Origin of the sequence: Dokdonia sp. (genome assembly GCF_039945015.1) — a bacterium.
GTDB lineage: Bacteria > Bacteroidota > Bacteroidia > Flavobacteriales > Flavobacteriaceae > Dokdonia.
Genome location: NZ_JBDUXP010000009.1, coordinates 30,365 through 43,011 on the forward strand (window position 1 = coordinate 30,365; position 12,647 = coordinate 43,011).

At 35.3% G+C, this 12,647-nt stretch carries 12 protein-coding genes; 7 read left to right on the top strand and 5 right to left on the bottom strand.

Annotated elements, in window-relative coordinates; genetic code table 11:
• Positions 1–14: 14 nt before the first annotated feature.
• The 7 genes from ABJD27_RS07790 (at position 15) to ABJD27_RS07820 (ending at position 8,524) form a co-directional block, all read left to right on the top strand.
• The gene (locus ABJD27_RS07790) at positions 15–1,367 is read left to right on the top strand and encodes an aminotransferase class III-fold pyridoxal phosphate-dependent enzyme (protein ID WP_348172523.1); all 1,353 of its coding nucleotides are present in this window, start codon (positions 15–17) and stop codon (positions 1,365–1,367) included.
• Entirely contained in the window at positions 1,357–3,036 is a 1,680-nt protein-coding gene (locus ABJD27_RS07795) for an NCS1 family nucleobase:cation symporter-1 (protein ID WP_348172520.1), read from the top strand. The genes ABJD27_RS07790 and ABJD27_RS07795 overlap by 11 nt, the downstream gene beginning before the upstream one ends.
• Entirely contained in the window at positions 3,037–4,416 is a 1,380-nt protein-coding gene (hydA, locus tag ABJD27_RS07800; RefSeq protein ID WP_348172517.1) for a dihydropyrimidinase, read from the top strand.
• 136 nt (positions 4,417–4,552) lie between these two features.
• On the top strand, positions 4,553–5,386 hold the full coding sequence (locus ABJD27_RS07805; protein ID WP_348172514.1) for a nitrilase-related carbon-nitrogen hydrolase: 834 nt from the start codon (positions 4,553–4,555) through the stop codon (positions 5,384–5,386).
• A gap of 28 nt (positions 5,387–5,414) precedes the next feature.
• On the top strand, positions 5,415–6,740 hold the full coding sequence (locus ABJD27_RS07810) for an FAD-dependent oxidoreductase (RefSeq protein ID WP_348172511.1): 1,326 nt from the start codon (positions 5,415–5,417) through the stop codon (positions 6,738–6,740).
• A 15-nt stretch (positions 6,741–6,755) separates the two neighbouring features.
• Positions 6,756–8,090 (top strand): NAD-dependent dihydropyrimidine dehydrogenase subunit PreA, encoded by a 1,335-nt coding sequence (gene preA / locus ABJD27_RS07815; RefSeq protein ID WP_348172508.1) that lies wholly within the window; start codon positions 6,756–6,758, stop codon positions 8,088–8,090.
• Entirely contained in the window at positions 8,087–8,524 is a 438-nt protein-coding gene (locus ABJD27_RS07820) for a nucleoside deaminase (protein ID WP_348172505.1), read from the top strand. Before preA ends, ABJD27_RS07820 begins: the two co-directional genes overlap by 4 nt.
• 389 nt (positions 8,525–8,913) lie before the next feature.
• Here ABJD27_RS07820 and ABJD27_RS07825 read toward each other — a convergent pair whose 3' ends face one another.
• From ABJD27_RS07825 to ABJD27_RS07845, 5 genes are all read right to left on the bottom strand, one after another.
• Positions 8,914–9,381 (bottom strand): DUF3237 family protein, encoded by a 468-nt coding sequence (locus ABJD27_RS07825; protein ID WP_348172502.1) that lies wholly within the window; start codon positions 9,379–9,381, stop codon positions 8,914–8,916.
• A 398-nt stretch (positions 9,382–9,779) separates the two neighbouring features.
• Positions 9,780–10,331, bottom strand: a complete 552-nt coding sequence (locus tag ABJD27_RS07830) for a carboxymuconolactone decarboxylase family protein (protein WP_348172499.1) — start codon at positions 10,329–10,331, stop codon at positions 9,780–9,782.
• Positions 10,332–10,451: 120 nt separating this feature from the next.
• A complete protein-coding gene (locus tag ABJD27_RS07835; RefSeq protein WP_348172496.1) occupies positions 10,452–11,522 on the bottom strand; it encodes an alkene reductase in 1,071 nt (356 codons plus the stop codon).
• 51 nt (positions 11,523–11,573) lie between these two features.
• Complete coding sequence (locus tag ABJD27_RS07840; protein ID WP_348172493.1) at positions 11,574–11,798, bottom strand: tautomerase family protein; 225 nt, start codon at positions 11,796–11,798, stop codon at positions 11,574–11,576.
• An 80-nt stretch (positions 11,799–11,878) separates the two neighbouring features.
• Entirely contained in the window at positions 11,879–12,643 is a 765-nt protein-coding gene (locus ABJD27_RS07845; protein WP_348172490.1) for a hypothetical protein, read from the bottom strand.
• Between the last annotated feature and the right edge of the window lie 4 nt (positions 12,644–12,647).

The window sequence follows — 12,647 nt, forward strand, 5'->3', positions numbered from 1 at the left end:
AATAAAAATATGTAATGACAGAAGCTTCAAACAAAGCAGTTGATATAATTAAAAACAACTTAGACTACACACTCTTCTCCTGGTCAAAACAAGGAGGATTAAATCCACTTAACATAGAAAGAGCCAAAGGTGTCTATTTTTGGGACAGCACTGGTAAAAAATACCTTGACTTCAATTCTCAATTGATGAATGTCAATATTGGACATGGAGATCAAAGGATTACGGAAGCTGTTTCTCGCCAAATGAAAAATTTAAGTTTTATTTATCCGGGAGCAGTTACTGAGGTGAGAGGTGAATTAGGGAAGAAAATAGCAGAGCTTACTCCTGGAAATTTGACAAAAACATTCTTCACCAATAGTGGGGCTGAAGCAATAGAAAATGCCATTAAGATAGCTAGAATATATACTGGGCGAACAAAAATAATTTGTCAATACAGAGGATATCATGGAGCAACTTATGGTGCAATATCTGCAGGAGGCGACCCTAGAAAGCATGCTATTGATGACCATCAAGCGCCTGGATTTGTACGCATTGAAAACCCCTACTTCTATAGATGTCCATGGAACAGCAACTCGATGGAAGAGTGCGGAGAACTTGCTTTGAGGAACTTGGAACAAGTCATTAATTATGAAAACCCAGATAGTGTTGCAGCCATTCTTATGGAAGGTGAATCTGGTTCTTCAGGTTGTATTAAATATCCAAAAAATTACTGGCAAGGTCTACGTAGAATTGCAGATAAGTATGGGATTCTACTCATTTCTGATGAAGTGATGAGTGGTTTTGGACGAACAGGAAAATGGTTTGGAGTAGATCACCATAACGTAACACCCGATATTATGGCTCTGGCCAAAGGATTAACATCTGGATATATCCCATTAGGAGGCACAGTAGTTACTGATACAATTGCTGATGCTTTTAATGAAAAACATCTAACTATAGGACTTACTTATTCTGCTCATGCTGTGGGATGTGCAGCAGGATTAGAGAACGTCAGAATAATACAAAGTGAAAATTTAGTAGAAAATGCCGCTTCTAAAGGTTTATATTTAGAAAAGAAGATGGAAACGCTAATAAGCAAACATCCGTCGATTGGTGATTTTAGAAATACAGGATTACTTGGATGTGTCGAATTGGTAAAAAACAGAGAGACTAAAGAGCAATTAATTCCATGGAATGCCAAGGGAGCTGAAGGAGCCATTGGTGCAAAAATTGCTGCAAAATTAAAAGAATTAGGAATGTTCACTTTTGTAAAGTGGAACTTCATCTTTTTGGCACCGCCATTAAATATAACTGAAGAACAGATTGATGAAGGAATAGGAATCTTATCAAAAGCTTTGGAAATCGCCGATCAACATTATGAAGAATGAAGACATCGTAACTCTTAATGAGGATCTTTCTCATTCGAGTTTGTATAGTGAAGATTTAAAACCTGTTCCGCCAGAGGAACGTACTTGGTCCATGTGGTCACTTGCTGCGCTTTGGGTGGGAATGGCTGTTTGTATTCCAACATATCTCTTGGCTTCCTACATGATAGGTGATGGAATGACCTGGTTGGAATCATTAATTATCATTGGAGTGGCTAATCTTATTATCACAATACCAATGGTACTCAATGGGCATGCTGGTGTAAAATATGGCATCCCCTTCCCTGTGCTTGGTCGGTCTTCATTTGGGATTACCGGCATTCATATACCCTCAATTGTCAGAGCAATTGTTGCTTGTGGTTGGTTTGGAATTCAGACTTGGATTGGCGGCTTAGCTATATATGCCATCTTTAATGCTGTCACTGGAGGTACGGCGGTAGAAGGAATAAGTTTTGGGAAGTTTGTTGGTTTTGGAATATTTTGGTTGTTTAATATGTACTTCATTTGGAAGGGAACAGAAAGTATAAAATTTTTAGAACAGTACTCTGCACCTATTCTTATTATTATGGGTTTGATCCTAATAGGTTGGGGTGCCAACGAAGGAGGAGGTTTTAAAAATGTATTAAACCAAAGTCACTATTTAGCTGCTCCAAGCATTGGTGTAGAATCTGGACAAAATATCATTCACATTAATCCAGCTATGGATAGCGATGGAAATCCTAAAGCCACAGAATATAGATTATTTAATAATGACCAAGCTGAAGATTGGTTGAAATTGGACAATATAACCATTGCACTTAATGGAAGTACAGAGAATAGGAAAATACAACTCAGAAAACTCACCAGTAATGGTTTTGTCGAATCACCAGAAGTTTCTTTGTCTGTCCAGGAGATAAGTACAAGTAACACTGGTTCCAAATTATGGAGTTACATTTTATGGTTGACAATAATGGTCGGGTTTTGGGCAACTATGTCTTTAAGTATTGCCGATATCACTCGATATTCTGCAACCCAAAAAGAGCAAGTCCTTGGGCAATTCATTGGACTTCCAAGTACTATGATGCTATATTCTTTTGTCGGAATCTTTGTAAGTTGTGCCGCTGTCATCATCTTTGACGACGTACTCATTGGTAATAATGCCCCATGGGATCCTGTCACTCTTCTTGCCAAATTTCAAAATCCAGTAGTTGTAATCATATCTCAAATATTTATGATCATTGCTACTCTAAGTACAAATATTGCAGCTAATGTGATCGCTCCTGCCAATGCTTTTTCCAACCTGAATCCTAAAAAAATATCTTTTAAAATGGGAGGCTTGATTACGGGAATTATAGGAATTATAATTTGTCCTTGGTATTTAATGAATGATATCAGCAATATCTTAATTTTCATTAGTGGCCTGTTAGGACCAGTTCTTGGCATCATGTTATCTGATTATTACATAATTAGAAAAATGAAAATTCCCTTAGACGAGTTATACAAAGAAGAAGGTCAATTTAAATATACGAATGGTTTTAATATTTCTGCTGTGATTGCTTTAGCTCTTGGAGTATTTGTTGCCATTATCGGCTATTTTGTACCAAGTCTGGATGCACTCTATAAACTATCTTGGTTTTCTGGCTTCGCTGTCTCTTTTGTAGTTTACTATTTATTAATGAAATCAAAAAAATAAATGTCTGTACTGATTAAAAATGGAAGAGTTGTCACCGCCGAATCGGATTACCTCGGGGATATTTATATTGAAAATGAATCAATTGTAGCCATTGGAAAAGATCTCCCATATAAAGCGGATAAAACAATTAATGCAAAAGACAAATTGGTTTTCCCTGGAGGTATTGATCCCCATGTACATTTAGATATGCCATTCATGGGTACATCTTCGAGCGATGATTATACATCTGGAACACGAGCTGCACTTTTTGGAGGTACAACTATGGTTATTGATTTCATCTTACAAACTCAAGGTGATACTCTAAAAAATGCATTAAAAGCTTGGCAAAAAAGAGCTAAAGATAAAGCTATTGGAGACTATTCTTATCATATGGCAGTCACAGACTTTAACCCTAAGGTTGCAAAAGAAGTGGTGTCTATGATTGAAAAAGAAGGTATTACTAGTTTTAAAACATTCATGGCTTACAAAGGGGCTCTAATGATTGACGATGGTCAAATGATGCAACTTATGAAGGTTGTAAAAGAAAATGGAGGCCTAGTCACAGTACATGCCACAAATGGTGATATGATAGATTCACTCATTGCAAAAAATCGAAAGGCTGGAAATATGAAGCCCATATATCATTACCTATCTCAACCTGAGGTTACAGAAGCAGAAGCTTCAGCTAGGTTTACTGATATGTTAGATTACACAGGTTGTCCTGGTTATATTGTGCATATGACATGTGAGGGTGCACTTAATGCTGTCCGAAAAAGTACCATGAGAAATCAAAAAGTATTTGTTGAAACATGCACTCAATACCTTACTTTGGATGCCAGTCTTTACAAAAGAGATGATGGTGCAAAATGGGTCATGAGTCCTCCTCTTCGCGAAAAGAAAGATCAAACTTCTCTTTGGTCAGGAATAAATCAAGGTCTTATCCAAGTGATAGGAACAGATCATTGCCCATTCACTTGGGAGCAAAAGCAAATGGGTAAAAACGATTTTTCTAAAATCCCAAATGGCCATCCAGCTATCGAACATAGAATGGAATTATTGTTTTCAGAGGGCGTAAGAAAAGGAAAGATCTCTCTCTCCAAATATGTAGAGTTAACTTCAACCAACGCAGCAAAGATTTTTGGCATGTATCCTAAAAAAGGAACTATAGCCATCGGAGCAGATGCAGATTTAGTCATTTTCAATCCTACTAAAAAACAAACTCTCTCTAAAAAGAGCCATCATATGAATGTCGATTATTCTTCTTACGAAGGATTTAAGGTAACAGGAAAAACAGAAACTGTTTTACTTAGAGGTCAAGTAGCTATTGAAGATAACAAATGTTTACTCAAACCTGGTTATGGCCAATTTGTAAAAAGAGGAAAGACATCTTCGTATGTGTAAGAAGGAGTTTCAAATTTAGAATGGGAACGATGATTTTTTTGTAATTTAATAAACACTAAAGAAGTTTCATTGATTAAAAGAAATTAGATTTAAAAACAACCAAATGGCACGAAAAATAAAATCTGGGCTAATACAAATGAGCCTTCCAATAACTGAAGGAGAGGGCAGCATTGACGAAATCATGAACGCAATGATTGACAAACATATCCCTTACATAGAATCCGCAGGAGAACAAGGAGTTCAAATATTATGTCTTCAAGAAATATTCAACACACCATATTTCTGTCCAGGGCAAGATCGTAAATGGTACGAGTCAGCAGAATCAGTACCAGGACCAACAATTGAGCGAATGCAAGTCTATGCTAAAAAATATGACATGGTTATGATCGTTCCTATATATGAGAAAGAGCAACCTGGTGTACTTTATAATACAGCTGCTGTTATAGATGCGGATGGAACTTATTTGGGAAAATATAGAAAAAATCATATTCCACATACGACTGGTTTTTGGGAAAAGTTTTTCTTTAAACCGGGCAATTTGGGATACCCGGTTTTTCAAACCAAGTACGCTAAGATTGGTGTTTACATTTGTTATGATAGACACTTTCCTGATGGTGCTAGAATATTAGGATTGAATGGTGCAGAGATCGTTTATAATCCTTCTGCGACAGTTGCAGGGTTATCGCAATATCTATGGCAGTTAGAACAACCTGCACATGCAGCAGCCAATGGCTACTTTATGGGATGTATCAATAGAGTTGGAGAAGAAAAACCATGGGATCTTGGAAGGTTTTATGGAACATCCTATTTTGTAGACCCTAGAGGGCAAATATTTTCACAGGCATCTGAATATGACGATGAATTGTTAATTGCAGAATTTGATTTAGACTTGATAGAAGAAGTAAGATCTACATGGCAATTTTTCAGAGATAGACGACCTGAAACCTATGGAAAAATAACAGAATTGTAATTATCATTTTAATCTCAAAACTAATTAAATGTCAGAATACAAACAACCGACATCTGAAATAGAGTTTGAACAAAACTTTGCTCAAAAAAAACCTTTGATGAATGCGACAGAGGCATACTTTGAAAGTTCAAAATGTCTATTTTGCTACGACGCTCCTTGTATAAAAGCTTGTCCTACTGGTATTGATATTCCTTTATTTATCAAACAGATAAATTCAGATAATCTGACTGGATCAGCTAAGACTATTTATGAATCGAATTGGTTAGGAAATTCTTGTGGTAAAATTTGTCCTACTGGAGAATTATGTGAAGGAGCATGTGTATTCAATCACCAAGATTTACCTCCAATACAAATTGGACGATTGCAAAGCTTTGCAAGTACAGATGCTATTAAAAATGAAAAAAAACTATTTACTCTGAATTCGCAGAATGGAAGAAAAGTGGCAATTATAGGTTCAGGAGGAGCAGGAATCGCTTGTGCATGTGAATTGCGGACTATGGGATATGAGGTAGATATATATGAAGCCAAATCAAAACCTTCTGGATTGACTTTACATGGTATAGCAGCATATAAAATAACAAATCAAGAGGTTGAGGATGAAATTAATTTTCTTGAAAAACAAATAGGATTAAATTTCATCTGTGATCATCCTATTGAGAATAAAACACAATTAGAAAAATTAGAGGCTGAATATGATGCAATATTCCTTGGAGTTGGTATAGGAGCTACAGCTCAAATAGGTTTACCAGGAGAAAACAAAATTAATGTAATTGGTGCAGTAGAATTTATAGAAGAACTCCGAATGAAACATCATCAATTAACTGTTCCAAAACGAGTGATAGTTATCGGTGGAGGGAATACAGCAATGGATGCCGCCTCACAATCAGCAAGAATGGGGGCAGAATCGGTGGTGTTGGCCTATAGAAGATCAAAAGAAGATATGGGGGCTTATGGATTTGAATATAAATTGGCCATTAACGCGGGTGTAGAAAGTTTATTTAATGCACAACCTTTAGAAATTGTTGGAAATGACAAAGCAACTGGTGTACAATTTATTAGAACCCAAGAAGTAAATGGTAGACTTGAAAACATACAAGGAAGTAAATTCATAGTAGATGCCGACTTGGTGATTAAGGCAACTGGTCAAGCAAAGCAAAAGCATTTTCTTGAGCTGATTGATGGTTTAGAATTAGATAATAGAAAAAGGATTGTTGTGGATGCATCGAGTTTTCAATGTACAAATCCGAAGTATTTTGCTGGAGGTGATGCTGTCAATGGAGGGGCTGAGGTAGTGAATGCTGCTTTTGAGGGAAAGATGGCTGCTCAAGGAATTGAGAAATGGTTGAATAAATAATAAATAATCGAAAATATGCCAAATTTAAATATTGATTTCGCAGGAATAAAAGCACCAAATCCATTTTGGTTGGCTTCAGCGCCACCAACAAATTCTGGATATCAGATTATGAAAGCTTTTGATGCTGGCTGGGGAGGTGCTGTGTGGAAGACACTTGGTGTTCCTGTTATTAATGTGTCGAGTCGATATGGATCTGTAAATTATGGAGGCTCACGAATGGCAGGGTTTAATAATATAGAGTTAATTACTGATCGGCCGCTAGCAGATAACCTTAGAGAGATTGAGGAGGTTAAGAAGTATTTTCCAGATCATGCAATAATTGCATCCCTTATGGTTGAGACCAAAGAAGAGTGGATACAAATAATCAAAGATGTAGAAAACGCAGGGGCAGATGGAATAGAATTAAATTTTGGCTGTCCGCATGGTATGTGTGAACGAGGTATGGGGTCTGCTGTTGGTCAAGAGCCAGCTGTACTTCAGACTATTGTCGAATGGGTGATGGAAGCAGCTAACATACCCGTAATTACTAAATTAACCCCTAATATTTCGCACATTGTTGATCCAGGGTTGGCTGCTGTAAGAGGTGGAACCAACGCTATCTCACTAATCAACACAATTAAAAGTATTGTCGGAATTGATTTAGATACTTATGCTCCATATCCTGTTGTAGGTGGCAAAGGAACTAATGGCGGATATTGCGGCCCGGCAGTAAAACCAATCGCTTTGGAAATGGTGAAAGAACTAACTCAACATCCTGAAATCCAAAATATTCCTGTCTCAGGTATTGGTGGAATAGAAACTTGGAGAGATGTCGTGGAATTCATTTTACTCGGTGCTGGATCTGTTCAGGTATGTACAGCTGTAATGCACTATGGCTTTGGAATCGTTCGCGAAATGAAAGCAGGTCTCGAGCAATTCATGATCGACAAAGGGTATGAAACTATATATGACTTTAAAGGCAAAGCCCTTCCAAATGTAACTGAATGGAAGCACCTAAATCTCAAACATAAAGTCGTAGCAAGTATAGATAATGATAAGTGTATTGGTTGTGATCTTTGTTACATCGCATGTGATGACGGTGCCCACCAAGCCATCCAAATTCCTAAAGAAAATGGCAATAGAATTCCGGAAATAATAGAAGAAAATTGTGTTGGCTGCAATCTCTGCTCTCTTGTTTGTCCTGTTGAAGAATGCATCACTATGGAACAAAGGGATGACGGGAAACAACACTTAACCTGGAATGATAAATCTAAAGCTAATGCTATCCCTACTACCTTTGATGATGATCGAGCTGGAGGTAAAAACCATTTTGTTCCTACCGTTGAAGACGCTTTAAAACATAGAAAATGATAGATCCATTCATGGCTGAAGCTATTAGACAAGCTAAAAAAAGTCTTTCAGAAGGGGGTATTCCAATTGGATCCGTCTTGGTGAAAAATGGAAAAATTATAGCTACTGGTCACAATAAGCGTGTTCAAGAGAAAAACCCAATTCTACACGGAGAAATGGATTGTCTTAATAATGCTGGGCGTGTGGGCTCATATAAGGATTGTGTCATCTACTCTACTCTAATGCCTTGTTATATGTGTGGTGGTACGATTGTCCAATTTAATATTCCCAAGGTTATTGTTGGAGAGGATAAGACTTTTAAAGGGAGTTCTGTATTTATGGAATCACATGGTATAGACGTTGTTAACCTTATGTTACCCGAGTGTGTTGAGATGATGGAGAAATTTATTCAAGAGCGTCCCGAGTTGTGGTGGGAAGATATTGGAGACTTGTGATTCATTAGAAACACATTTTTGAAAATTGAAGGAGTCGTAGAAAAAATAAAAAAACTAGAAAAACAAACAATGATTCAATAACTAAGAGGGTCTTTATTTTTAGCTAATCTGCTAAAAATATGATTCATGAGGTTCGATACTAAACTAAGAAAGGGAGCAGAAAAATTGATAATGAATTAAAAAAATTCCAATTTACATAGTAGGTTTAATTCATTGCTTAAACAGAATATATAAACAAACTAATTCGGCAAGCAATGTTTTTAAGTTGGATCTAAAATTATTCCATAGTCAAAGCTATAGATACCTGTTTTTTTAGAAATAAGAAATCCTAAACAGTAGTAATAACTATTTAGGATCCTTATTATATTATTTTGAACTTTCCGTTATGACTAATCAGCATAAGCTGTAAGCTCAATCTTTCCTGTATCACGATCTACAGTTCCTGAAGCCCATACTTGTAATCCATTTACCCACTTATAGTTTTCTGATGACGTAAATAAGACACCGTTTTCTCTGAAATCGATTATTCTTGAATTATCCGCTCTAAGAGTTGAACTTCCAGTAAGTTGACCAGATATGTTTTGACCATCTTCGGTTTCAATTTTTAAATGAATATTAAGATTGCTTCGACCATCGGCTCTCATATTCATATAATCAACTCCAACTACTTTTCCTTTAACTTTTGGACCTTCTATTGTTCCTTCGAAATCAATATCAAATCTTGCACCTTCTGGCGGTACAGTTGCTTCACCATCTGCAATTTTATCGAAATCAGAACCAAATCCTGTTAGTCCTGTCATATTTAAATCCATTTTGTAAAGGATCTCTTGTGTCTTTGAATGTGCTACATTTCCCATAATTCTTTTTTTTAAGATTATTAAATTAATTTTATAAATTTCACTTTGAAATCCTAAACAAAGATATATCGCATTCAAAACAAGTAAATGGAGAAAGCGGTCAGATATATAGAAGATAAGTTCAATTTGATTTTCTTAAAGTATTTGTTTTTTAACTCATAATTTTAGTTTTCACTAAAAACATGAATTGCAAAAACGTAAACTATGCGGTTGAGCTATCCAATTATACACAACTATTATTGATATGATTATTACGTGCAGGTTTTTCTTTTTTAAAATTGAAGAATATTATGCCAAATCAAAATCTTTACATAAAAAAGAATATTAGTTTTGTGTAATGAAGTTACAAAACTAATATTCTCAATAAACCTCAGTAAATCTTATACTGAAATTGTAAATTAATTATTCCAAGCAAATTTTTGAAATGGAGCATCAATTTCAGTTTTTGCCACATAATTGGTATAATTGCTCATAATCTTCTGCGCATACCCAACTAAGAGTTCTAAGTAATGCTGAACTGTATAATCTGCGTCAAAAAATGCTTGCATTTTTTCATTAGAAATTTTTCCACCATCTCTTGAAATAGACAAAGTCATATCCTGTAAGGCTTGTAATTTCTCATTTGGGAGGGCTGTCTTGTTTCGCAATGCTTCAGTAATTGCAGCATCTACATTCATAGAGTGAGCAACTCCTGTGTGAGCAGGTATACAATAATGACATTCATTTTCTACATTAATAGTTTGCCAAACAATTGTCAATTCTTCTGCATTAAAGATTGTTTTTGTAGCGAATATCTCATGAATGTTTTGGTAGGCTTCCAACATTGCTGGAGACTCTGCCATTACCGCATGAAGATTAGGCAACATTCCATAGGCTTTTACTGATGCTTCCATCATTGGTTTAGAGGTTTCAGGAGCAGATTCTATGGTGTGTATTTTAAATGGATTCATAATTTTATTTTTTAAATTATCTTATTTTTTATAATATAAATTTTCAATGTTTTCTGTTTAATTCAAAAGGAGAAAACGTTCATTATTATAGAGCGTTAGGTCAGAAAAGGTTAAATTATCTTAGATATAATCTACATACCCAACTTCTCCTGGAGCATAGAAAGTATTTGGATCTGCATCAGTTAATGTTTCATTAGCTTTTAATTTTTCAACTAGATTCGGATTTGAAATAAATGGTCTTCCTATATACACTAAATCATAACCTTCATCAATCAGTTCTTCAGCCCTTGAAGCAGTATGTACATCTCCTCCAACGATAATATTTCCGCCAAATGTATTCTTTATAGTACTTTTTATATCTGTAGAAAACTCAGGAGCACCCATCGCGACACGTTGATCAACGATGTGGATATAGGCAAAGTTCAACTTCTTTAATTCTTCGGCTAGATAAGTATACGCATCTACAAGATTTTCATAATCGCCTTGCATGTCATTAAACACTCCATAAGGGGAAAGGCGCATACCAACTTTATTTCCACCAATAATATCGGCAACTCGTTTTGCTATTTCTAAAACAAAACGTGCTCTATTTTTATAATTACCACCATATTCATCTGTTCTAATATTTGATTTAGGGTTGATAAATTGTTCTAACAAATATCCATTTGCTGCGTGTAATTCAATTCCGTCGACACCTACTTTAACTAATTCTACAGCAGCATTTACATGTTCGTCCTGTGCTGTTTTAATATCAGCAATTGTCATTTCAGCAGGTGTATCATGTGGCTGAGGCCCTTTAACATCTGTATACATTTCACCATCTAATTTTATTGCTGATGGCGCTAATGCTTTTGCTCCTTCTGGTAAATTTAATCCTGAAGTCACGCGGCCAGTGTGCATTAATTGCACAAAAAACTTTCCTCCGTTTTTATGAACACCTTCAGCTACTTTTTTCCAACCATTAATCTGTTCATTAGAATAAGCTCCTGGTATTCTTGGATACCCAAGTCCATTTGGTGAAGGTGATGTACCTTCAGAAATAATTAAACCTGCTGATGCTCTTTGCGAATAATATTTTCGCATTAAATCATTAGGTATATTATCTATAGCACGACTTCTAGTTAAAGGAGCCATAATTATTCTATTTTTTAATTTTAAATCTCCTAGTGAGAATTCTTCAAATGTTTTCATAAATTTTTTTTAACTAATTTTTTGACTTAAAAAGCATCTATTAATTATAGATTAACCTTTAGACAAGTTTTCTACAATTTCTGGAGTGATTATATTTCCTCCAATGCTCCAATTAACAGGTTCTTGCTCGTCTATAATAATTGTAACAAATTTTGCAAAATCTTTATTACCACGGCCTTCTGTTCTTATCATTACATCTGTAATTCCTTGATGCATTTCCTTTTTTACTTCTTCTGTAAGCATTCCTTTTGGAGTACTAATTTTTACTGTAGGCATATTTAATGTATTAAATATTTATAATTTATTTAATTCGTATCAGAGACTGAATACTCTCTTTTGATATCAGAATACATATACTACTTGGAGAATATGCTCTTATCAATTTTGTTATTAAATTTAATATTGGTCCAATACGTTGTTGCCCATTTTTTGCCAACAGCGTCACCTTTCCAATTTGACTGAATTTCAACACGATCAGTAGGGACTTTTATTCCATCGATAGTATCATAGCTAAACTTATATAATAAAGGTTCTGTAATGTTGAAGGCTAAAACAGTAAATAACAACTGATCTACAAGTTTAGTCCTCTTATTTACATACAGAACGTAGGTATCTTGAGCATCCCCTATATCATCTCCAAAGGTTACCTTTATTAAATCATAATCACGACCTTCTACTTTTTTGTTTCCAATGTGTTTTAGATTTACACCTTCATCTTGAAGTTTAAAGAACATGGCAAACCAGTAGTAATTTGTTTTTCTCCAGAATCGAGCAACTCCGTTCGATTGCTTGTCATTAGAAAGTTTATCATCGAATCTAATCCATGCCGTTTCACCATCGTAAGCCTCTGTAACCTTGCCTTTTGCACCTAACATGGAATGTTCAGTATACTCCGCAAAGGATTTTTCTTTATCAAAAACATAAATTTCTTTGCTTACTAGAGTCGTTTGTGAGTTTGGATCTCGGTATTCGAGATCATAGGTTACATTTTTCTTTTCGTAAAATGCCTTTTTACCACCTAACTCATTCACCATGTCATCAACTATTTGCTCCGCATTTTGCGCAACTATCATCGTTATTGAGCAAATAGTTAAGACTAAAATTGAAAAAAACTTTTTCATTTTT

Bases quoted from the DNA above. Each gene is read 5' to 3' on its own strand.
- ABJD27_RS07835 (WP_348172496.1), bottom strand. From the start codon at position 11,522: ATGAAAACATTTGAAGAATTCTCACTAGGAGATTTAAAATTAAAAAAT.
- ABJD27_RS07820 (WP_348172505.1), top strand. From the start codon at position 8,087: ATGATAGATCCATTCATGGCTGAAGCTATTAGACAAGCTAAAAAAAGT.
- ABJD27_RS07840 (WP_348172493.1), bottom strand. From the start codon at position 11,798: ATGCCTACAGTAAAAATTAGTACTCCAAAAGGAATGCTTACAGAAGAA.
- hydA (WP_348172517.1), top strand. From the start codon at position 3,037: ATGTCTGTACTGATTAAAAATGGAAGAGTTGTCACCGCCGAATCGGAT.
- ABJD27_RS07790 (WP_348172523.1), top strand. From the start codon at position 15: ATGACAGAAGCTTCAAACAAAGCAGTTGATATAATTAAAAACAACTTA.
- ABJD27_RS07845 (WP_348172490.1), bottom strand. From the start codon at position 12,643: ATGAAAAAGTTTTTTTCAATTTTAGTCTTAACTATTTGCTCAATAACG.
- ABJD27_RS07795 (WP_348172520.1), top strand. From the start codon at position 1,357: ATGAAGAATGAAGACATCGTAACTCTTAATGAGGATCTTTCTCATTCG.
- preA (WP_348172508.1), top strand. From the start codon at position 6,756: ATGCCAAATTTAAATATTGATTTCGCAGGAATAAAAGCACCAAATCCA.
- ABJD27_RS07830 (WP_348172499.1), bottom strand. From the start codon at position 10,331: ATGAATCCATTTAAAATACACACCATAGAATCTGCTCCTGAAACCTCT.
- ABJD27_RS07825 (WP_348172502.1), bottom strand. From the start codon at position 9,381: ATGGGAAATGTAGCACATTCAAAGACACAAGAGATCCTTTACAAAATG.
- ABJD27_RS07805 (WP_348172514.1), top strand. From the start codon at position 4,553: ATGAGCCTTCCAATAACTGAAGGAGAGGGCAGCATTGACGAAATCATG.
- ABJD27_RS07810 (WP_348172511.1), top strand. From the start codon at position 5,415: ATGTCAGAATACAAACAACCGACATCTGAAATAGAGTTTGAACAAAAC.